The 21,171-nt window shown below is 62.1% G+C and carries 23 protein-coding genes; 14 read left to right on the top strand and 9 right to left on the bottom strand.

Translation table 11 applies throughout. The features are described from left to right. The first annotated feature begins 12 nt into the window (after positions 1–12). Positions 13–1,878, top strand: a complete 1,866-nt coding sequence (locus FEV16_RS09995; protein WP_138167495.1) for an extracellular solute-binding protein — start codon at positions 13–15, stop codon at positions 1,876–1,878. Between the two features lie 109 nt (positions 1,879–1,987). Next, entirely contained in the window at positions 1,988–2,362 is a 375-nt protein-coding gene (locus FEV16_RS09990) for a DUF971 domain-containing protein (RefSeq protein ID WP_138167494.1), read from the top strand. Positions 2,363–2,420: 58 nt separating this feature from the next. Here FEV16_RS09990 and FEV16_RS09985 read toward each other — a convergent pair whose 3' ends face one another. The 3 genes from FEV16_RS09985 to FEV16_RS09975 all read right to left on the bottom strand — a co-directional run bounded on the left by FEV16_RS09985 (position 2,421) and on the right by FEV16_RS09975 (position 6,110). Continuing rightward, the gene (locus tag FEV16_RS09985; protein WP_138167493.1) at positions 2,421–3,047 is read right to left on the bottom strand and encodes a L,D-transpeptidase; all 627 of its coding nucleotides are present in this window, start codon (positions 3,045–3,047) and stop codon (positions 2,421–2,423) included. A gap of 179 nt (positions 3,048–3,226) precedes the next feature. Beyond that, on the bottom strand, positions 3,227–4,813 hold the full coding sequence (gene serA, locus FEV16_RS09980) for a phosphoglycerate dehydrogenase (RefSeq protein ID WP_138167492.1): 1,587 nt from the start codon (positions 4,811–4,813) through the stop codon (positions 3,227–3,229). A 118-nt stretch (positions 4,814–4,931) separates the two neighbouring features. Further along, complete coding sequence (locus FEV16_RS09975; protein WP_138167491.1) at positions 4,932–6,110, bottom strand: phosphoserine transaminase; 1,179 nt, start codon at positions 6,108–6,110, stop codon at positions 4,932–4,934. Positions 6,111–6,237: 127 nt separating this feature from the next. Here FEV16_RS09975 and FEV16_RS09970 point away from each other — a divergent pair, with 127 nt between their 5' ends. After that, a complete protein-coding gene (locus tag FEV16_RS09970) occupies positions 6,238–6,540 on the top strand; it encodes a DUF6156 family protein (protein WP_138167490.1) in 303 nt (100 codons plus the stop codon). A gap of 4 nt (positions 6,541–6,544) precedes the next feature. Here the strand turns inward: FEV16_RS09970 and FEV16_RS09965 are convergent, their stop codons facing one another. After that, a complete protein-coding gene (locus FEV16_RS09965) occupies positions 6,545–6,841 on the bottom strand; it encodes a BolA family protein (RefSeq protein WP_171015190.1) in 297 nt (98 codons plus the stop codon). Between the two features lie 86 nt (positions 6,842–6,927). Between FEV16_RS09965 and FEV16_RS09960 the strand changes: the two genes are divergently transcribed. The 6 genes from FEV16_RS09960 to FEV16_RS09935 all read left to right on the top strand — a co-directional run bounded on the left by FEV16_RS09960 (position 6,928) and on the right by FEV16_RS09935 (position 12,728). Beyond that, positions 6,928–7,527 (top strand): J domain-containing protein, encoded by a 600-nt coding sequence (locus tag FEV16_RS09960; protein ID WP_138167488.1) that lies wholly within the window; start codon positions 6,928–6,930, stop codon positions 7,525–7,527. A gap of 92 nt (positions 7,528–7,619) precedes the next feature. Then, positions 7,620–8,618: a cobaltochelatase subunit CobS gene (gene cobS, locus FEV16_RS09955; RefSeq protein WP_138167487.1), complete on the top strand. Its 999-nt coding sequence runs from the start codon at positions 7,620–7,622 to the stop codon at positions 8,616–8,618. A gap of 65 nt (positions 8,619–8,683) precedes the next feature. Then, entirely contained in the window at positions 8,684–8,911 is a 228-nt protein-coding gene (locus FEV16_RS09950) for a zinc ribbon domain-containing protein (protein ID WP_138167486.1), read from the top strand. A 75-nt stretch (positions 8,912–8,986) separates the two neighbouring features. Continuing rightward, positions 8,987–10,909, top strand: coding sequence for a cobaltochelatase subunit CobT (gene cobT / locus FEV16_RS09945; RefSeq protein ID WP_138167485.1), 1,923 nt, complete (start codon positions 8,987–8,989; stop codon positions 10,907–10,909). A 279-nt stretch (positions 10,910–11,188) separates the two neighbouring features. Beyond that, positions 11,189–12,409, top strand: coding sequence for a molybdopterin-dependent oxidoreductase (locus FEV16_RS09940; RefSeq protein ID WP_138167484.1), 1,221 nt, complete (start codon positions 11,189–11,191; stop codon positions 12,407–12,409). Between the two features lie 7 nt (positions 12,410–12,416). Continuing rightward, complete coding sequence (locus FEV16_RS09935) at positions 12,417–12,728, top strand: cytochrome c (RefSeq protein ID WP_138167483.1); 312 nt, start codon at positions 12,417–12,419, stop codon at positions 12,726–12,728. 7 nt (positions 12,729–12,735) lie between these two features. Here the strand turns inward: FEV16_RS09935 and FEV16_RS09930 are convergent, their stop codons facing one another. Together FEV16_RS09930 and FEV16_RS09925 are read right to left on the bottom strand one after the other, a co-directional pair. Further along, positions 12,736–13,530 (bottom strand): quinoprotein dehydrogenase-associated SoxYZ-like carrier, encoded by a 795-nt coding sequence (locus FEV16_RS09930; RefSeq protein WP_138167482.1) that lies wholly within the window; start codon positions 13,528–13,530, stop codon positions 12,736–12,738. A 64-nt stretch (positions 13,531–13,594) separates the two neighbouring features. Then, positions 13,595–14,488 (bottom strand): quinoprotein relay system zinc metallohydrolase 2, encoded by an 894-nt coding sequence (locus FEV16_RS09925; RefSeq protein WP_246657280.1) that lies wholly within the window; start codon positions 14,486–14,488, stop codon positions 13,595–13,597. Between the two features lie 322 nt (positions 14,489–14,810). Here FEV16_RS09925 and xoxF5 point away from each other — a divergent pair, with 322 nt between their 5' ends. From xoxF5 to FEV16_RS09905, 4 genes are all read left to right on the top strand, one after another. After that, positions 14,811–16,619, top strand: a complete 1,809-nt coding sequence (gene xoxF5, locus FEV16_RS09920) for a lanthanide-dependent methanol dehydrogenase XoxF5 (RefSeq protein ID WP_138167480.1) — start codon at positions 14,811–14,813, stop codon at positions 16,617–16,619. 145 nt (positions 16,620–16,764) lie between these two features. Then, complete coding sequence (locus tag FEV16_RS09915; protein ID WP_138167666.1) at positions 16,765–17,232, top strand: c-type cytochrome, methanol metabolism-related; 468 nt, start codon at positions 16,765–16,767, stop codon at positions 17,230–17,232. An 18-nt stretch (positions 17,233–17,250) separates the two neighbouring features. Next, on the top strand, positions 17,251–18,156 hold the full coding sequence (locus tag FEV16_RS09910; protein ID WP_138167479.1) for a substrate-binding domain-containing protein: 906 nt from the start codon (positions 17,251–17,253) through the stop codon (positions 18,154–18,156). A gap of 5 nt (positions 18,157–18,161) precedes the next feature. Beyond that, positions 18,162–18,719, top strand: coding sequence for a PQQ-dependent catabolism-associated CXXCW motif protein (locus FEV16_RS09905; protein ID WP_171015189.1), 558 nt, complete (start codon positions 18,162–18,164; stop codon positions 18,717–18,719). Between the two features lie 109 nt (positions 18,720–18,828). Here the strand turns inward: FEV16_RS09905 and FEV16_RS09900 are convergent, their stop codons facing one another. Continuing rightward, on the bottom strand, positions 18,829–19,497 hold the full coding sequence (locus tag FEV16_RS09900; protein ID WP_246657262.1) for a hypothetical protein: 669 nt from the start codon (positions 19,495–19,497) through the stop codon (positions 18,829–18,831). Between FEV16_RS09900 and FEV16_RS09895 the strand changes: the two genes are divergently transcribed. Further along, positions 19,496–20,206: a HisA/HisF-related TIM barrel protein gene (locus FEV16_RS09895; RefSeq protein WP_138167477.1), complete on the top strand. Its 711-nt coding sequence runs from the start codon at positions 19,496–19,498 to the stop codon at positions 20,204–20,206. The two genes, FEV16_RS09900 and FEV16_RS09895, sit on opposite strands and share 2 nt — an antisense overlap. 29 nt (positions 20,207–20,235) lie before the next feature. Here the strand turns inward: FEV16_RS09895 and fae are convergent, their stop codons facing one another. Together fae and FEV16_RS09885 are read right to left on the bottom strand one after the other, a co-directional pair. Continuing rightward, complete coding sequence (fae, locus tag FEV16_RS09890) at positions 20,236–20,805, bottom strand: formaldehyde-activating enzyme (RefSeq protein WP_138167476.1); 570 nt, start codon at positions 20,803–20,805, stop codon at positions 20,236–20,238. Positions 20,806–21,056: 251 nt separating this feature from the next. Continuing rightward, positions 21,057–21,171: formaldehyde-activating enzyme (locus FEV16_RS09885; RefSeq protein WP_210234879.1), on the bottom strand; the 115-nt coding region annotated here is incomplete at its 5' end.

Raw genomic sequence — 21,171 nt, 5'->3', positions numbered from 1 at the left:
AGGAGGCATGGAATGAGTCGCGCTCACCATGCAATTGGGCTCAGGATCGCCGCCGTGCGGCTCGCGGCGCTCATGTATCTCGTCGCCATCTTGGCTTCAGCCCCAACGCTTGCCCAAGATATTCCAAACGCTCCTGTCACGCATGGTCTCGCGCTCTACGGCGCGCCTGCGCTCCCGAAAAGTTTCGATCACCTTCCTTATGCAAACCCGGGTGCGCCGAAGGGCGGGACGCTGCGGCTCGGTTCGCGCGGCGGTTACGAAAGTCTCAATCCGTTCAATTCGAGATTCGGGGACGCGCCGCAGCTTATCATCGGCAATGTGCTGGAAAGCCTGATGACTCGCTCGCGGGACGAGCCCTATTCGCTTTATCCGCTCATCGCGAAGTCCATCGAGATCGACGATGCTCGCGAACACGTCACCTTTCACCTCGACCCTCGAGCGCGATTCTCCGACAAGACGCCCATCCTTGCGGCGGACGTTCTATTTTCCTTCGAATTGCTGAAGTCGAAAGGTCGGCCGAACCATCGAGTGATTTTCCCTTTGATGAAGTCTGCCGTCGCGCTCGACGATCATACGGTTCGGTTTGATCTGACGGGCGTCAAGGATCGCGAAGCGCCGCTCGTTCTCGCCGACATGCCAATTCTGTCGAAGAGAACCACCAATGTGGAGCGTTTCGACGATCTCGATATGACGATTCCTCTTGGCTCTGGTCCCTATGTGATTTCTGAGGCGAAATCAGGCGAACGTCTCGCTTTACGCCGCGACCCTGATTACTGGGCTCGTGACATACCAAGCCAAAGGGGGCTCTATAATTTTGATGAGATCGACGTCGATTATTATCGTGACGGCGCGGCGCTTTTTGAGGCCTTAAAGGCGGGACTTATCGACTATCGCGAAGAGACGAGCGCCGCGCGCTGGTCGACCGGCTATGATTTCCCGGCCATTCGAAATGGCGCAATCATCAAGGAAATCCTGCGGCCTGGCCGCCCGACGGGAATGGAGGGCTTCGTTTTTAACTTGCGCAAAGGCATCTTTCGCGACGTGCGGCTGCGCGAAGCGATCGCCATGATGTATGACTTTGAATGGATCAACGCCAATTTCTACGGCGGGCTTTATGCGCGCACGGAAAGTTATTTCGGCGACTCGGATTATTCTTCGATAGGCCGTCCAGCCAGCGCTGCGGAGCGCGCCTTTCTTTCGCAATTCCCCGGCGTTGTTCGCGATGACATTCTCGAAGGTCGTTGGCGGCCTATGCAACACGATGGGTCCGGACGCGATCGCGTAGTCGCGAAGCGTGCGCAGGCGCTTCTTGCTGAAGCAGGCTATACCGTCGTCGACGGTCGTCTTCAGAAGAATGGCGTTCCCGTCGTCTTTGAAATCATGATCCGCGACCGCGACGAAGAGCGGCTGGCGCTCAACTTCGCCGCCTCGTTGAAACGCATTGGCGTCGAAGCCAATCCACGAACATATGATGAGGTGCAGTACCAACGCCGCCGTCAGCGCTTCGAATATGACATGATGATCGGCCAGTGGCTGCCGGCCGCCGTTCCCGGTCAGGAGCAGTTGAACCGCTGGAGCACAGCGAGTCTCGAGCGCGAAAACTCAGTCAATCTCGCTGGCGTCGCATCGCCTGCGATCGATGCGACGATCGATAATCTGCTCGCCTCGCGCACGAAGGAGGAGAGCATTTGGGCGGCTCGCGCGCTAGACCGCATATTGCTTTCGGGATTCTATTTCACGCCTCTGCAGCATGCGAACGCCATCTGGTGCGCGCATAGCGCCGCAATTCGCCATCCTGAGCGCACGCCGCTTTATCCGATGTTTCCCTTCGGCTTCACCTTGGAGAGCTGGTGGATGCAGAAAGCTGACTCTCCCTAAGGATCGTGTTGGCGCTCTTGGTTCGAAGGCGATAGAAATATTTGGAGGCAGCCACAACGCTGCGGCCCGCAAATTGCTCGCGCATGAACAAACGTTGTGGAGAAGCATCATGGGGCAGGAGCCCTGGCCAACTGAATTGCGCCTTTCCGAAGACGGACGGATGCTAACCGTCGCTTTCGACGATGGCGCGCAATTTTCGCTCAGCGCGGAACTGTTGCGCACGCAGAGTCCAAGCGCAGAAGTTCAGGGCCATTCGGCCCAGGAGCGTAAGACCGTGGGCGGTAAGCGCAACGTCGCGATCATCGCCGTCGCGCCGGTCGGCAACTACGCTGTGCGTCTCGACTTCGACGACATGCATCGCACCGGAATCTACACTTGGCGGTATCTGCGCGAACTCGGCGAAACGGCGACAGAACGCTTCAACGCCTATCTCCAAGAGCTTGCCGCAAAGGGGCTCGACCGCGACCGGCCCGGAGAAAAATAAACCGCAAAAACAAAACGGCCGACGCGAACGTCGGCCGTTCAAAAATCGCCGCCGAGACTTATCGCGTCACAACCACGCGGGTGCCAACCCTCACGCGATTATAAAGGTCGACGACATCGTCATTGGTCATGCGGATGCAGCCGGACGACACCGCCTGACCGATCGTCCAGGGCTCATTGGAGCCGTGGATGCGATAGAGCGTGCCGGAGAGATACATGGCGCGCGCGCCGAGCGGATTGTTGAGGCCGCCCACCATGTGCCTCGGCAGGTCGGGGCGGCGGCGCAGCATTTGCGATGGCGGCGTCCAGTCCGGCCACTCGCGCTTGTGAGCGACGTAGCGGGTGCCAGCCCATTCAAAGCCGGGTCGGCCGACGCCGACGCCATAGCGGATCGCCTGGCCATGCCCGAGCGTGTAATAGAGGCGACGCTCATTGGTGGCGATGATCACCGTTCCCGGCGCATAGCTCGCGTTAAAGGCGACAACCTCGCGCGGAATGGCGACGGCCTGCGGACGGCCGTCACCGGTCTGCGGGGCGAAAGAACCGCCGCCGAAAAGCGCGGCGAAAGGATCGAACGCCGCCGGCTGCGGTTGCGGCTGCGGCGCAGGGCTGCGCGCAAATGCTTCGGCAGCAAGGCCGCAAAGAGCGCCGATGGCGCAAATGACTGCAAGAGTAGGACGCCGCATGATGATCCCTTTTATCGAGAGTGGGCGTGCGCCGCGCCGACTCCAGAAACGGCGCGATCAGTGCGACGATTAGTCCCGCAGCGCCTTCGCGCAAGCAAGCAGGAAGGCCAGGCGCAGCCGTGTTTCTTTCGCGATAGTGGCAGAGTTGCAACAGTAAGGTTGAGCGCGACAATAGGGGATCAGAATTTCAGCGTTGTCGCCTGTTTTACGCCAGGCAAGCCTTTCAGGGCCGTGAGCGCTTTGGCAGGCAGTTCGCCGTCGATCGCGACGAGTGCGACCGCTCCGCCGCCGGGCCTGTCGCGGCCAAGCGCAAACGTAGCAATATTGACATTGGCGTCGCCAAGCACGCCGGCGAATTTGCCGATGAAGCCCGGCCGATCTTCATTCGTCACATAGATCATCGACGGCGCGAACTCGGCGTCGACGCCAATATCGCCGATGCGGATAATGCGCGGCTTGCCGTCGTGGAAGACGGTCCCCGAAACGCAAATTTCGCCCTGCGCCGTATGCGCGCTGAGCGTGACGAGCGATTCATAGTCGCCTTGCGCCTCGCGGGTAATTTCCTCAACGGATAGTCCACGCTCTTTGGCGAGGATCGGCGCCGACACTGGATTGACGTCTTCAAGAATCGGTCGCAGCAGCCCAGAGATCGCCGCGGAAGTGATCGCGCGCGTCTTCTGGAAGGCGACGACGCCTTCGTAGACGATCGACAATTTGTCGACGCCGGTGCGCGCGATTTGTCCCACGAAGAGGCCAAGCTTCTCGGCAAGCGCTACGAAGGGTTTGAGCCGCGGCGCCTCTTCGGGGCTGATCGAGGGGAAATTCACGGCGTTGGCGATCGCGCCGCGCGTCAGATAGTCCGCCATTTGCTCGGCGATCTGCAGCGCGACCTTTTCCTGCGCTTCGCTCGTCGAGGCGCCGAGATGCGGCGTGCAGACGACGTGCGGATGGCCGAACAAAGGGTTTTCCGTCGCCGGCTCTTGAGCGAAGACGTCAAAGGCGGCGCCGGCGACCTGGCCTTCATCGAGCGCTTTGCGCAGCGCCTCCTCATCGACAAGTCCACCGCGCGCGCAATTGACGATGCGCACGCCCTTGCAAGTCTTGGCGATGTTTTCCGCCGAGAGAATGTTTTTCGTTTGCGTGGTCAGCGGCGTATGCAGCGTGATGAAGTCCGCCCGCGCCAAAAGTTCGTCGAGTTCGATCTTTTCGACCCCAAGCTCATTCGCGCGTTCTTCGGTGAGATAGGGGTCGAAGGCGATCACGCGCATCTTGAGGCCAAGCGCGCGTTCGGCGACATTCGCGCCGACATTGCCGCAACCGATGATCCCGAGCGTCTTGCCGGTGATCTCGACGCCCATGAAGCGGTTCTTCTCCCATTTGCCGGCCTGTGTCGATGCGTCGGCCGCGGGAATGTCGCGCGCGAGCGCGAACATCAGCGCGATAGCGTGTTCGGCGGTGGTGATCGAATTGCCGAAAGGCGTATTCATGACGATGACGCCGCGCGCCGTTGCGGCGGCGACGTCGACATTGTCGACGCCGATGCCGGCGCGGCCGACGACCTTGAGACGCGGCGCGCGCGCAAAAATGTCGGCTGTGACCTTGGTCGCCGAACGGATGGCCAATCCGTCATAGTCGCCGATCGCGGCGGCGAGCTTGTCCTTGTCCTTGCCGAGCGTCGGCTCGAAATCGACATCCAGGCCGCGCAGGCGAAAAATCTGCGCGGCGGCGGGCGAAAGAGAATCCGAGATGAGAACGCGCGGCGGCATTATGGTTGTCCTTGCATATGTCTATCCGCTTCTTGCAGAACGACCATCATTCTCGATGGCGCGAAGACGCAGCAACAAGACTAAGAAGAAACGTTCGAGTGTAGCGCGTTTGGCGCTTCTACGCTGTTTGCTGAGCGTCGGCGCAAGCCTCCGTATAGGCCCAATCGAGCCACTTCGTCAGCAGCGCTACGTCGGACGTTTCGACAGTCGCGCCGCACCAGATGCGAAAGCCCGGCGGCGCGTCGCGATAGGCGCCGAAATCATAGCCCGCGCCTTCCCTTTCGATCATCGCGACCATCTTCTTGGCGAGCGCCGCCTGCATGTCCGCGTCTTTCGCGGCGCTCTCTTTGGAGAAGACGAGGCAGACGCTGGTGTTGGAGCGAGTCGCTGGATCTTTCGCGAGAAAATCGATCCAGGGCGTCTTTTCGACCCAGCCCCTCACGGCTCGCGCATTGGCGTCTGAGCGCGCGAACAGCGTCTCAAGTCCGCCGATCGATTTCGCCCAGGAAAGCGCATCGAGATAATCTTCGACCGCCAAGAGCGACGGCGTGTTGATTGTCTCGCCCTGAAAAATCCCTTCGTTCAATTTGCCCTTTTTGGTCAGCCGGAAAATCTTCGGCATCGGCCAGGGCGGCGTATAGCTCTCGAGTCGCTCGACGGCGCGGGGCGAGAGAATGAGCATGCCATGCGCCGCCTCGCCGCCGAGAACCTTCTGCCAGCTATAGGTCGTCACATCGAGCTTGGCGAAATCCAAGGGCTGCGCGAAGGCCGCCGACGTCGCGTCACAAATCGTCAACCCTTTGCGGTCTGGCGGGATGAAATCGGCGCTCGGCGCGCGCACGCCGGAGGTCGTGCCGTTCCAGGCGAAGACGACGTCATTGGCAAAATCGATTTGCGAGAGATCAGGCAATTCGCCGTAAGGCGCGACGAGGCTGCGCGCCTTTTCGACCTTCAATTCATTGAGGACGTCATTGACCCAGTCTTCCGAAAAGCTTTCCCAGGCGACGACATCGACGCCGCGCGGGCCGAGAAGCGACCAGAGCGCGATCTCAACGGCGCCGGTGTCGGAGCCCGGCACGATGCCGATGCGGTAATCTTGAGGAACGCGCAGCGTCTCCCGCGTCAGCGCGATGGCTTGCGCCAGCTTCTCCTTGCCCGGCTTTGAGCGGTGCGAGCGTCCGAGCGCCGCTCGGCCAAGATTTTCGAGCGCCCATCCCGGCCGCTTGGCGCAAGGGCCGGACGAAAAGCAGGGATTAGCCGGCTTGGCTTCGGGTTTCGCCACGATGTCGGCGGCCATGGCGGTGTTCCTCCGGCGGCGGCCCTCCCGGTTGCGGGATAGGAGCCATTGGGTTAGCGCGATTCTCTAGTATCCTCACTGATACGGCGTCGCTTCAAGAAACGCTGTCGGATCGGGGAGGGCCGTCATGTCGGAGAACAATGAAGAAGAATATCGCTATTTTCTCACCTACAGCGGGCTTCGGCTGCCGTTAAATCTCGTTGGGCCGCTCGAGGCCGACGCCATCGCTAACCGCAACACTTATTTTCGCGCGACCTATGACTCTGAAGGCAGGCTCGCCTGTTGCGAAAAGCTTGTCTATGGCGAAGTCGAGCTGAGACACGACTATGCCTATGACGCCGACGGCGCGCTGACGCGCGCCCGCATCGCCATGGGCGAGGACGTTTCCGAAATCGACTGCGACGCGAACGGCGCGCCGCTTCGTAGCTGATCCCTCAAGCGCGGGCAGCTTCTTGGGGAGTCTTGGCGCTGATCGCCAGAGCGTGAACCCGGTCGGCCAGCTCCTCGGAGAGGAGCGCATTGACCAGACGATGCCGCTCGATCAAGCTCTTGCCCTCAAAAGCCGCGCTCACCACCTCCACCGTGAAATGGGTTTCGCCGTCGGGATGGTGATGCCCATGCCCGGCGTGGCGATGAGAGTCGTCGATAATGTTTAGCGCTGCGGGCGCGAGGCCTTCGGCGAGCTTCTGCGCGATGCGCGCCTTGACGACGCCTTTACCCTGATCCGTCATTGTTCGTCTCCCGATCGACGCCGAATTAGCACATTGACGCTTGGTTGTGCTTGCGGCTTGCTGCGGCGCCATCATAATGGAATGAAATGAACCTGAATTCGCCCCTGTTCGATCGCATCCGAACCCAGCGCGAGCCGCGCGAACCGCCGCGCGAGAGCACGTTGCGCTGCGATTCGCCCGGCTGCGAGGCGGAGGGGGCCTATCGCGCGCCGATGGGCCGATTGCGCGAGGGGCAATATTTCTGCTTCTGCCTTGAGCATGTCCGGGAATACAACGCGACCTACAATTATTTCAATGGCATGGATGACGCTTCCGTCGCCCGATACATGAAGGACGCCACCATTGGGCATCGCCCCACCTGGTCGATGGGCACGCGGCGCGGACAGGCGGGCTTTCGCGAGGACGCCATGGCGGCGGTCGATCCGCTCGGAGTCTATCGCCAGCGTTTCCGCCGACCGCCCCCTGCCGCCGAGCGCCGCGGCCCGCGCCGTTCCCCAGTGACGATAAGGGCGCTTGTCGCCATGGGGCTCGAGGAGACGGCGGATCGCGAGACGATCCGCGCGCGCTATAAGGAACTCGTCAAGCGCCATCACCCCGACGCAAATGGCGGCGACCGTTCCCGCGAAGAAAAATTGCGGGAAATTATTCACGCCTATAAGACGCTAAGGGCCGCCCGGCTGGTCTGAGCGCTCGCGGCGAGCAGGCTTTTCCGGCGCGGCAGCACAGATTCGTCGAATTATTCGGGAAGGCGCGGGACCGCGCAACGAAAGGACGCATTTTGGTCGCTGCAGTACACGCCGCAACGGGACTCGACAGTACGCCTGACATGAAGATTTCCGTGCGTCAGGTGTTCGGAATCGATTCCGACATGGAGGTTCCAGCCTTTTCCGAGCGCAACGAGCATGTGCCGGACCTCGATCCCGACTATCTTTTCGATCGGCAGACGACGCTCGCCATTCTCGCCGGCTTCGCCAAGAATCGGCGTGTGATGGTGACCGGCTATCACGGCACCGGAAAGTCGACGCATATCGAACAGGTGGCGGCGCGGCTCAATTGGCCTTTCGTGCGCGTCAATCTCGACAGTCACATTTCGCGCATCGACCTCGTCGGCAAGGACGCCATTGTCCTCAAAGAGGGCAAGCAGGTCACCGAATTTCGCGACGGCATCCTGCCCTGGGCGGTCCAACACAATATCGCGCTCTGCTTCGACGAATATGACGCCGGCCGGCCCGATGTGATGTTCGTGATCCAGCGCGTGCTCGAAGTCTCGGGTCGACTGACGCTGCTCGACCAGAACCGGGTCATCCGTCCGCATCCCGCCTTCCGACTGTTTGCGACCGCCAACACGGTGGGTCTTGGCGATACGTCAGGCCTCTATCACGGCACGCAGCAGATCAATCAGGCGCAAATGGACCGGTGGTCGATCGTCGCGACGCTGAATTACCTGCCGCATGACGCCGAGACGAATGTCGTGCTCGCCAAGGCGAAATCCTATGGCGCGACGAAGGAAGGCAGGGACGTCGCCAACAAGATGGTGCGCGTCGCCGATCTGACCCGCAACGCCTTCATGGCCGGCGACCTTTCGACCGTGATGAGCCCGCGCACGGTGATCACCTGGGCGGAGAACGCCGAGATTTTCGGCGACATCGGCTTCGCTTTCCGGATGACCTTCCTGAACAAATGCGACGAGCTCGAGCGTCCGCTCGTCGCCGAATTCTATCAGCGCTGCTTCGGCAAGGAGCTACCGGAAAGCGCCGTCAATGTGGTGATGACCTAGCCGCTGCTTCGATCGGAACGAAAATTGCTCGTGTCCCAGGCGAATGCACGTCACGTGAGGGCCTGATGCCGCTTTACGCCTATGTCTGCGACGCCTGCGCCGCCGAATTCGAGCTTCTGGTGCGCGGATCGGATGTTCCCGTATGTCCAAACTGCGGCGGCGAGAAGCTGCAACAGCAGATCTCCCGCATCTCTAAGGAAATTAAATATCCTGCGATCGCCAAGTCCTGGCGCCGGCGCGCCGCGGCGGAAGGCGATCTCTCGAATTTCAGCAAGGGCGAACGCAAACTGTAGGATTTCCGCCAACAGGGCCGGCGCGCGGCGCATTTCGCTTGCGGCCTTGTCGGTCGGCGCGCATATAGTCGCGACATGCCTCCAGCGCCGACAAATCGACGGCCCGCCTCGCCCAAGGAGGCGCCGCAGGAGCCGTTCAAGCGCGCCGTCGCCGGGGCGATGCGCGCCATGGCGCGCTCGCCAGCGCTCGACGTGGTCTTCGCGCCCGAACGGCCTTCGCTTATCGCCGGAGCCGAGGGCGCCAAGGCGCGGCTGACCGAGCCGCCGCGAAAGCTGAGCCTCAAGGACGCAGCGATTTTACGTGGCCAGGCGGATTCCTTGGCGCTGCGTCTCGCCTGTCACAACGATGCGCTGCATCGACGTTATTCCCCCGAGCCGATCGCGGCCCGCGCCGCCTTCGACGCCATGGAGCAGGCGCGCTGCGAGTCGATCGGCGCGATGCGGATGCCCGGCGTCGCCGACAATATCGGCGCAATGCTCGACGATCGCTATCAACGCAGCCACGCCGCCGAGATCTCAAGTCGCGAGGATGCGCCGCTCGAGGACGCGCTGGCGCTGCTCGCGCGTCAGCGCCTGACCGGACTTACGCCGCCGCCGAATGGCCAGAAGATCGTCGAGCTGTGGCGCGACACGATCGAAGAGCGCGCCGGCGCCGATCTCGACCGGCTGTCCGGCGCCGTGGAAGACCAGAAGCTCTTCGCCCAGATCGTGCGCGAACTGCTTTCGCATCTCGACATGGCGAGCGGCGAAGCGCCCGACGATACGAAGTCCGACGAGGAAAGCGAGGAGCCGCAAAACCCCGACCAGAGCGAGAATGACGATCGCGACGAGGAAGAGTCCAAGAGCGCCGCTGAGATGGATACGGCGCTCGCCGCCGAAGACGCCGAGCAGGAGGGCGAAAGCGACTCCGCGGAAGCGCCGTATGGCGAGACCGAGCGCGAGGCCGACGCGGGAGACGCCGAGGAAGCCGCCGAGGCGCGCCGCCCGGCGACAAGCGCCGCTGAGCGCGCCGGCGCGGATTACCACGCCTACACCACCCGCTTTGACGAGACCATCCGGGCCGAGGAGCTCTGCGACGCCGAGGAGCTGGATCGGCTGCGCGCCTATCTCGACAAGCAGCTCTTGCATCTCTCTTCAGTTGTAGGACGGCTGGCGAACCGTCTGCAGCGCCGGCTGATGGCGCAGCAGAGCCGTTCCTGGGAATTCGACCTAGAAGAGGGGATGCTCGACCCGGCGCGCCTGCCTCGGGTCATCATCGATCCCCAGCAGCCGCTCTCTTTCAAACGCGAAAAGGATATGGACTTCCGCGACACGGTGGTGACGCTGCTGCTCGACAATTCAGGCTCGATGCGCGGGCGCCCGATCACGGTCGCCGCCACCTGCGCCGACATTTTGGCGCGCACGCTGGAGCGGTGCGGCGTCAAGGTCGAGATCCTTGGCTTCACGACCCGAGCTTGGAAAGGCGGCCAGTCGCGCGAAGCCTGGATCGCTGAGGGAAAGAAGCCTAACCCAGGCCGCTTAAACGACATCCGCCACATCATCTACAAGGCGGCCGATGCGCCGTGGCGGCGCGCCAGGCGCAACCTCGGCCTGATGATGCGCGAAGGGCTCTTAAAGGAGAATATCGACGGCGAGGCGCTGGATTGGGCGCACCGGCGGCTTCTGGCGCGTTCGGAGCAGCGGCGCATCCTGATGATGATCTCGGACGGCGCGCCCGTCGACGACTCAACGCTATCGGTCAATGCGGGCAATTACCTCGAGCGTCACCTGCGTCAGGTCATTCACGAGATCGAGACGAAGTCGCCAGTCGAACTCATCGCCATCGGCATCGGCCATGACGTCACGCGCTATTATCGGCGAGCGGTGACAATCGTCGACGCGGAGGAGCTTGGCGGCGCGATGACCGAGAAGCTCGCGGAACTTTTCAGCGAAAGCGCTCTTGCCGCCCCGCCGAGCCAGTGCCTCTCCCGCTCACGGCTCTCCGCTGCCCGCCATTAGCTGGGGCGGCGCCGGCTCTTAACTTTTATGCAACGATTCGGCTCGTCGCGCGTTTCTGAAGGCGTGAGTTGAACCGTAGGGGATCGTGATGGCGTTCATTCATTGGCAGGACAATGCGCCTCAGAGAGAGGCATCTGAGATTGAACGAAGCGTGTGCGTTACGGCCGTCGTCGCGCTGGCGGCGGTGCCCTTCGCACTATGCGTCGCCCTAACGATCTGGGGTTCCTGACGTTTCTGCCGGCCGCTGCTGGGGGAGGACCGGCGGCGGAATCGGCGTGAATGATTTCTCAGGCGACAAGCCGGCGGTCATTTCTACGGGGCGCGAGCGGCGGCCTCGCCTCTCTCTGCATATCGAGAAAACAAGACGCCATTGCAGCCGAGAGTGTCCGGCTCGGTTTCGCGAATGGCGAAAGGCTGCTCGTGCGATATCCGGGCAAGCGCGCTCTCATTCAGCTTAGCGCCCGGCCGCCTCAGCTCGAAACGCCCTTTTCGATTTTCAACGAAGACGCGCTAACGCCAAACGACGCGTTTTTTGTTCGCTACCACCTTGCGGACATTCCGCTCAGCATCGATCCGGGCGCCTTTCGTCTGGAAATCCGCGGCCATGTCGAGAGGCCTCTGTCGCTCTCGCTCGCGGAGCTGAAACGCGACTTCGATCCGGTGGAGATCGTCGCCGTCAACCAATGTTCGGGCAACAGCCGCGGCTTCGTCGAGCCGCGCGTCGCCGGCGGACAATTCGGCAATGGCGCGATGGGAAACGCGCGCTGGACGGGAGTCGCGCTCAAGACGATTCTTGAAAAGGCCGGGCCGACGCCGGGCGCGCGATCGGTAGCCTTCAACGGGCTCGATGGCCCGGTCGCGCCGGAAACGCCGGACTTCGTCAAATCGCTGGACCTCGCGCATGCGGGCGACGGCGAGGTGATGGTCGCTTACGCCATGAACGGCGAAGAGCTGCCGTGGTTGAATGGATTTCCGCTGCGGCTGGTGGTTCCCGGCCGCTACGGAACCTATTGGGTGAAACACCTCAATGAGATTGAGGTGCTCGACAAGGATTTTGACGGTTTCTGGATGTCGAGCGCTTACCGCATCCCGGACAATGACTGCGCCTGCGTCGCGCCCGGCGCATCGAAAGGCGCGACGCGGCCGATCAAGCGGCTCAATGTGCGAAGCTTCATTACGAGTCCGGCCGAAAACGCGAAAGTCGCGGCCCATGTCGCTCTTGAGGTCAAAGGCATCGCCTTCGACGGCGGTCATGGCATTGAGGCCGTGCTGCTCTCGACTGACGACGGCGCGAGCTGGACCGCCGCCCGGCTCGGCGACGATCTTGGCCGATATTCCTTTCGCGAATGGCGGAGCGAATTATCTTTGAACCCAGGCGTGCATCATTTGAGATGCCGCGCCGTCAATCGCATCGGCCAGTCGCAGCCCATGGCGCCCTTATGGAACCATGCCGGCTATATGCGGAATGTGGTGGAGACGGTTCGGATAGAGGCGGTCTAACTGAAAAATGCAGCGCTTCGATAAGGGACTAATGCTGATCGCTGCGACGGCGCTTCTCGCGCCCACGCTCTGCGCCGCCGAGACGCTCACCTATTCGCTGCCGGAAGAGGCCGCGACGCTGCGCGCCGGGCCGGGCGAGGAAACCGCGCTGAAGAATTGCGCCGCCTGTCACTCCGTTGACTACATCGAGCGCCAGCCGCCGAAGATGGGCCATGCGTTCTGGGAGGGCGTCGTCAAGAAGATGACCCAGTCCTATCACGCGCAGATCGACGAGTCAGACGCGCAAAAGATCATCGATTATCTCGCCGCGACCTATTGAGCGCGGCTCACGACGCTTCGCCGATCGACCATTCGCCCTTGTAGACGCCGCCCTTATTGTCATGCGCTTCGACGCGGATCGTCTTCGCGCCGTTCGGCGCATAGGTGAAGCGGAAGGTCGGGTCTTCCGAGAGCGAAATGCCGCCTTCCATCTTGAAGATCGGCGCGTCGCCCTGAAAGACTTCGACCTGGTCGATGAAATGAGCGGGGAGATAGGCGCGCGAGACCGGGTCCATCTGCATGCCGGAGGCGTTCGGGTGGCGGATCATGATCTGAGCTTCGCGCTTCGCCGGATCGGCGCTTTTGAACTCGCGATATTTCATTTTGCCGATATTGGCGATCGCCTCATCCTGATCCTTGACCGCGGGCGCCGAACAGCCGCCCGATGCTTTGACGAATTTGGCGTCGGCGCGCAGTCTGCCGTCGCTCCCTTCGGCCACCGCATGGACATTCGAGTATGAATTCACCCGCACGCGGGTTTCGATGAAGCCGACGCCGGATTTGTCGCCAAGCGTGAAGGCCGCCGCCATCGGCATCGGGTTCTGGTCGATGACGAGCGTCGCTACTTTGATTTGAGTGGGATCTGAGAAGCGCATCGTCATTGGCACGATCGCCGCGTCCTCGGCGCGCACCGGCGCATCGAGATTAATGACACCGTCTGCGGCCGTTATCGGCCGGCTTTGAAAGATGTCGACAACGAGCCCAGGCCAGGGATCGGGCGCGTTCTCGGCGCCGGCGGCAGTAGCAGCGACGGCGAAGAGGGCGCCGGCGGCGCAAAGAGCAGCTTTGTTCATGTCCGGCATCCTCCAAAACACATGCAGCAGAATAAGCGGGAACTGTCTTCGACGTCACGTGACAAAGTCATCTTCACGGCGTCTCCCACTCCAGCTCCGCAAATCCCGCCGTTGCGTTGCGGGCGTTGTAATCGTCGAACAACCGCCACTTCTCCCGCTCCTCCGCGCCCGCTTCCTTGGCGGCCGCGGCGACGCTCTCGCCCTTCTTGATCGCGGCGCGCAGATCCGCGGTGAGCCGCATAAGATAGGCGCGCTCATCATCTAGCGCCTTTGGCCAGGGCGCTGGAATAGGCCCATGGCCGGCGACAACTTGCGCCGCCTTGATCGCTGCGAGCCTGTCGGCGACGTCGAGGAAGCCGAGCAGGCTGCCATCAACGACCGGCACATGCTGCAAAAAGAGCAGATCGCCGGCGAAGAGCACGCCGCTCTTTGGATCGAGAATGGTGAGGTCGCATTCGCTGTGCGCCGTGCGCCACGCTTGCAGGACGATCTCGCGATGACCGAGATCGAGCGTCATCGTTTCGTCGACGGTCACTGTGGGCGGCACGATCGTGACGCCGTCGAGCGCGTCGCCCATCTGCGCGCGAAAGGCCGAAAGATAATGCGGCCCTCGCGCCGCAAGCGCGCGCGGCAGATTTTTGTGCCCGACGAATGTCGCGCCGGTCTCGACGAAGGCGCCGTTGCCGAACGTATGGTCGGGATGCGCATGGGTGCTGATGACGTAGCGGATCGGCTTTTGCGTCTTCTCCCGCAGCGCGGCGAGAAAGGCGCGGCCTTCGATCAAGCTGCCGCCGGTGTCGATGACAGCTACCGCGTCCTCCCCGACGATCGCCCCGAGATTGGCGATGTCGCCGAAATTTTCCCGAGTCATGAGGGACGTTTGCCCTTGGTGCGCGTAAACGCCCGGCGCGATTTCATTTATGGAGAAGGCGGGCGCCGCCTTTGCGGCAAATTGCGCCGGAAGCATCGCGACAAGAGCCAGCATGAGACGCAACATGTTGTTAGCCTTGACTGTTTGATGGCCCGCAGCATGCGACGCATCGCACGGCGGAGTCACTGTTTTTTGCGATTGCGATTCAACCGTTAGCGACATATTATCCCGCCGTTTCCGAGTAAAAGATGCCTCCCGGACGGGAACTGGGAGCTTCTCGCCGTCGGCGGACGTTATGTCCCGCCGACATGAGACATAAACGGAAATCGCCTTCCCAATGTCGAGGCGCCTAGGAGGCGCGACGTCAGCGGCGGCGCAACAATAATGCGCGCCACGGCGTCGTCAGGAGGAAAAGCTCATGCATAGACTGTTGTTGTCGACTTCGGTGGCCGTATTCGCGCTCACCGGCGCGGTGAAGGCCGACGAATTGCTGACCCTGCAGAAAGACCCCAAGCAGTGGGTGATGCCGACGGGCGATTACGCCAACTTGCGCCATTCCGCTCTTAAGCAGATCACGACCGAGAACGTTAGCAAGCTTGCGCCGGCCTGGCAGTTCTCTACCGGCGTGCTGCGCGGCCACGAAGGCGCGCCGCTCGTCATCGGCGACGTCATGTATCTGCACACGCCGTTCCCCAATAACGTCTATGCGCTCGATCTGAAGGATCCCGATCACAAGATCCTCTGGAAATATGAGCCCAAGCAAGATCCGTCCGTCGTGCCGGTGATGTGCTGCGACACGGTCAACCGCGGCCTCGCCTATGGCGACGGCAAGATTTTCCTGGCTCAGGCTGACACGACGCTCGTCGCGCTCGACGCCAAGACCGGCAAGCTGCTCTGGTCGGTCAAGAACGGCGATCCTTCGAAGGGCCAGACCTCGACCGCCGCGCCGCACGTCTTCAAGGACAAGGTCTTTGTGGGCATCGCCGGCGGCGAGTTCGGCGTGCGCGGCCACATCACCGCTTATGACGTGAAGACGGGCCAGCAGGTGTGGCGCGGCTATTCGATGGGTCCGGACGCCGACACGCTTATCGAGCCGGGCAAGACCACCCATCTCGGCAAGCCGGTCGAGAAGGACTCGGGCATCACGACCTGGGAAGGCGATCAGTGGAAGATCGGCGGCGGCACCACTTGGGGCTGGTACAGCTATGATCCGGACCTGAATCTCGTTTACTACGGCTCTGGCAATCCCTCGACCTGGAACCCGAAGCAGCGTCCCGGCGACAATCGCTGGTCGATGACGGTCTGGGCGCGCGACCTCGACACCGGCAAGGTGAAGTGGCTCTACCAGATGACGCCCCACGACGAGTGGGACTATGACGGCATCAATGAGATGATCCTCGCCGACCAGAATATTGGCGGCAAGCCGGTCAAGACGCTGGTGCACTTCGACCGTAACGGCTTCGCCTATACGCTCGACCGCACCAACGGCGATCTGCTCGTCGCCGAAAAATATGATCCGGCGGTGAACTGGGCGACCAAGGTCGACATGGACAAGTCGTCCAAGACCTATGGCCGTCCGTTGGTCGTGTCGAAATATTCGACCGAGCAGAACGGCGAAGACGTCAACACGCAATATGTCTGCCCGGCGGCGCTTGGCTCCAAGGACCAGCAGCCGGCGACCTATGACGCGGCGACGGGCCTGTTCCTGGTCCCGACCAACCACGTCTGCATGGACTACGAGCCGTTCCGCGTGAGCTATACGGCGGGCCAGCCCTACGTCGGCGCAACGCTGGAAATGTTCCCGGCGGGCAAGGACAAAGGCGAGACCCACACCGGCAACTTCATTGCCTGGGACGCCAAGACCGGCAAGATCGTCTGGTCCAACAAGGAGCAGTTCTCGGTCTGGGGCGGCGCGACGTCGACTGACGGCGGCGTCACCTTCTACGGCACGCTCGAAGGCTATCTGAAGGCCGTCGACACGAAGACCGGCAAGGAGCTCTATAAGTATAAGACTCCGTCGGGAATCATCGGCAACGTCACGACCTATGAGTCCGGCGGCAAGCAGTATGTCGCGGTGCTCTCGGGCGTTGGCGGCTGGGCCGGCATCGGCTTGGCGGCTGGCCTTTCAAAGAGCAGCGAGGGCCTCGGCGCCGTCGGCAACTATGCGTCGCTCGCCAACTATACGGCTCTCGGCGGCGTCTTGACTGTCTTCGCTCTGCCGAACTAAGCCAGACGCGAAGTTAACAAAGCCCGACGCTCGGCGGCGCCGTTACGGCGCCCGCCGAGCGTCGGCGTTTAAGGTGTGTGGGAAGAGACCAAGGAGAGAGGTAATGAAATCGTCGCTGGCCGGAGCGTTAGCTCTGGGCGTCATCATGTGCGTGGGAACCTCCGCAATGGCCGAGGCGCCGGGAGATCCCAAGGCCGTCAAATCCGTGGACGGCAAATATTTCGACGCCAAAGGCGACCCCACCTATAATGTCGGCCCCGACGGCAAGGTGGATTGGTATACTTTCTCCGGCTACCGCCGCTATCACGCTGAATGCCACGTCTGCCATGGCCCGAACGGCGGCGGCTCGACCTATGCGCCAGCGCTCAAGGACTCGGTGAAGCGTTTCAACTACGCAGAATTCGCCGGCATCGTCATCGGCGGCCGTCAGAACGGCAACAGCGTCATGCCGGCATTCGCCGACAACAAGAACGCCTCCTGCTACATCGACGACCTCTATGTGTATCTCCGCGCGCTCTCGACCGGCGCGATCGAGCCCGGTCGTCCGGCCAAGAAGGAAGATCGTCCCGAGGCCTTCGCCAAGGCCGAGGCCGAATGCATGGGTCAGAAGTAAGGGCTTTAACGCGATCGCATGATCGACTTGACAAATCGCTGGCGCGGCTTGGCCGCGCCGCGCTTCCGGGCTCTCGCCGCCGCAATCCTCTTTGCGGCGGCGCCCGCCTTTGCCCAGCATATGGGGCCGGACTTCGGGGCCAAGGGCGATGACAGCCAGGGTTCGATCGAACTCGTCGACCCGAAGACCCTGCGTATTTGCGCCGATCCGAACAATCTCCCCTTTTCAAACGACAAGGGCGAAGGCTTCGAGAACCGGATTGCCGAATTTTTAGCAAAGAAGCTCGGCAAGGATCTCGCCTATAGCTACTACCCGGGCGCTACGGGCTTCGTGCGCAACACGCTCAATGCGCATCTTTGCGACGTTATCCTCGGCATGCCGCAGGGCAATGATCTGGTGCAGCCCACCAATCCCTATTACCGGACGACCTACGCCATCGTGACGCGCGCGGGATCGGAACTCGACGGCGTCAAGTCGCTCGACGATCCTCGGCTGAAGGAAAAGCCGCATCGCATCGGTCTCGTCGCCAATACGCCTCCCGGCAATGTGCTGGCGATGAACGGTTTGATGGCTTCGGTGAAGCCCTATGCGCTCATGGTCGATACGCGCGTCGAATCTTCCGGCGCCGCGATGATCCATGATCTGGAAAAGGGCGATATCGACGCGGCGTTGTTGTGGGGGCCGATCGCCGGCTATTACGCCAAACATTCGAGCGAGAAGCTGAATGTGACTCCGCTGCCGGAGACGCGTGGCGCCCGCATGGCGTTTCGCATCGGCTTTGGCGTTCGCCATTCCGATCAGAACTGGAAGCGCGAGCTCAATACGCTCATCGCTCAGAACAAGACTGAGCTTGAGCGCATTCTTCTCGATTATGGCGTCCCCTTGCTCGACGAGTCGGGACATCAGATCGCTGCGCCACGATGAATTTGATGAAACGTCCTGTTCTCGGCTTTCTTGCGCTTTGCGCCGCCCTCGCGCTTGGCGGCGCGCCGGCCTTCGCGCAAGCGCCGCCGGAGCCGGAAACTTATCGGCTCGACAATTATCATGCGCCGACGCCCGCGACGCTTAAAGGCGCGACGGTGCTCGATACGCCTCAGGCCTACGAATTGTGGAACGCGAAGAAGGCGGTCTTCATCGACGCGCTGTCGCATCCGCCGAAGCCCGAGGGCCTGCCTAAGAACGCGGTGTGGCGCGACCCGAAGCGCTTCGATATTCCGGGCAGCGTTTGGCTTCCCGACACCGGCTTCGGTGAGTTGTCAGAGCCGATGGCGCGCTATTTCGAGCAGGGACTGGCGCGCGCGAGCGGCGGCGATAAGTCGAAGCCGCTCGTATTCTATTGCCGCACCAATTGCTGGGCCTCGTGGAACGCGGCGAAACGCGCGCTCGCGCTCGGCTATACGGATGTGATGTGGTATCCGCCTGGCGCCGACGGCTGGGAGCAGGCCGGCCATCCGCTCGAGGAGCGCCAGCCCGAGCCGCGAGAATAGGGCGCGCCCCAATCTCCGCCGTCATTGCGAGCGCAGCGAAGCAATCGAGGCGGCGCAGCTTCTCTTATGGATTGCTTCGTCGCTCCGCTCCTCGCAATGACGGGAAGTCTCACTCCATCGCTTGCTCGATGGCCCGCGCCAGCGCGCCGAAACGCTGCTCGATCAACGCCGGGCTTTCGCACACATAGCCGACCATGCGCCGCTGCTCTTCGAAGAGCCGTAGCCGCCACTGCAGCGCTTCGCTTGCTTTTTTTATAGCTTCGGGATCCGGCGGCTTTTGATCCTGCAGATCGCGCAGCGTCTGCGTTTCTTCGCGCGCCTTCTCCGCCATGTCTTTCAGGCGCCGGCCAAAACGATCGAGGCCATTGACGACTTCATGGCGCTCATCGTTCATGCGCTCATAGACGCCAGCGAAAAGCGTCATCAGGCGCTCCTTGCGCTTGTCGCCGGCCGATTGGGCGAATTGCGCAACAAGCCGCTCGGCCTCGTCGATCGGGGTGCGACGCTGCGAAAGGCGTGAGACCAGATCGGCGATCGTTTGATCGTCGCGCCAATGTTTCATGGCGTCATCGAGCGGCGGGCCGGTCCAGACGCCAGCGACCGCGAGCTCGGGCACACGCACCTGCCGGCATGGCCAATCAGGTTGGCTCTGTTGTTGCAGCGCCTGCGCCGTGGCGGCGTCGGCGAAGATGAGCGAGATGAGCGCGACAAGCAGGCTGCGAAGAATCATGAGGTCCGACCGGACGTCGCAAGAGCGCGACGCGCTATAATGCCTCATGCAGATCATTCCCGTCATCGATATTCGCAACGGCGCTGTCATGCGCGCCCGCGCCGGCGAGCGCGAGAGTTATAGACCGATCTCCTCGCCTCTCGCGGCGACGAGCGCGCCCGCTGACGTCATCGCCGGTTTTTTGACGCGTCTTCCTTTCGAGAGAATTTACGTTGCTGATCTCGACGCGATCGAGGGAGGCGGAGACAACAGATGCGAAATCGACGCGTTGATTGAACGCTTCCCTCTGCTACGCATTATGATCGACGCCGGCGAAAAGTCTTGCGACCGACGCAGCGCAAAGCACGTCGATTGCGTGATCGGCAGCGAAACCTTGCGCGACAGCGAATCCTTGCGCGCCGTGAAGGACGATCCCGATGTCGTTCTCTCGCTCGATTTTCGCGACAATGTTTTTCTCGGTCCAGATGCGCTGGACCTATGTCCAGAGCTGTGGCCGAGTCAGGTCATTGTCATGACGCTCACGCGCGTCGGCGTCAGGGCCGGCCCCGATTTTGCGCGCATCTCGCAAATTATTGCGCGCGCCGGCGGACGACGCGTCTACGCCGCAGGCGGGGTGCGCGATGTGCGCGATCTTGCGGAGCTCGAATCAATCGGCGCCGCCGGGGCGCTTGTTGCGACGGCGCTGCATGAGGGCGCTCTGACGTGGGCGGATTTCGAGCGCTTCAAAACGACTGGGAAAGAAAAAAGGGAGCCCTAAGGCTCCCTTGCAAGGCGAACCGCCGACGCTCAGTTGGCGGCGAAAGGATGTTTTGCGGTGACGCGCGCCGACAAAACGCTGCGCGCGCTCGGATCGCCCTTCATTGCGCGGGCGATGGCTTCCTTCGTCGCGGCGTAGTTGAAGTCCTGAATCTTCTGATCGTCATTGGCGTCCCAATGGATGAACACGCCGACGCAGATGAAAAGGTCGTCCGCTTGGCTCATAGGAATGACGCCCTCGGCGACGCTGTCGGCGACAGCCTTGGCGACGCCGTACTGCGCCGGGCCGAACATCTGAACGGCCTGCTTGGCGTTCTTGATGGTCACCTTGTTGAACATCATCGTATAGGGCTTCACCAGCAGATTCGGCGCAATGACGGCGAGCAGCGTCGTAAAGCCGTCCTTGTTGTTGACGAGCCCGTTGGCGAAAGCCTTCTCGGCGGCGGAGCCGCGCGGCCCCATGATCAGGTCGATATGCGCGACCTCATTGCCGTCGCCGACAAGCGATTCGCCGACGCTGGTCTTTCCGCTGCTCGAGGTGAAGCTGGACGACGGCTTCGGAAAGAGCGCGCCCAGTATTTTCTCAAAGAACGAAGCCATGATCCCATCCCTTCCCGGTGCGTTCGCGTCCGTGCGGCTTCTTTTGATTTACGCGCGGAACGCAGCTTTTCCTTACGCCTTCCTCAGGGAAGACGGAATTTCTGCTGGCGGCCGACCTCCCGCGCCAGGCTCTTCATCTCTGCCGACGTCATTGGATCGCTCGCCCCATCGCCGTATCAGCGGCGCGCGCCAGCCGGCGCCGCACATGCGGGAAGCCTTAGGCTCCCCGCTGCGCATGTTCTGCGCGCGACTCAGTTCGGCGCGAAGGGGTGCTTGGCTTCGTTGCGCTTGGCGACGACTTCGGAGGCCTTCGGCTCGCCCTTGACGGCGCGCGCAATCGCTTCCTTCGTCGCGGTGTAGTTGTAG

Origin of the sequence: Methylocystis sp. B8 (genome assembly GCF_005771425.1) — a bacterium.
Classification (GTDB): Bacteria; Pseudomonadota; Alphaproteobacteria; order Rhizobiales; family Beijerinckiaceae; genus Methylocystis.
This window is presented reverse-complemented; position numbering and strand designations above follow the sequence as displayed.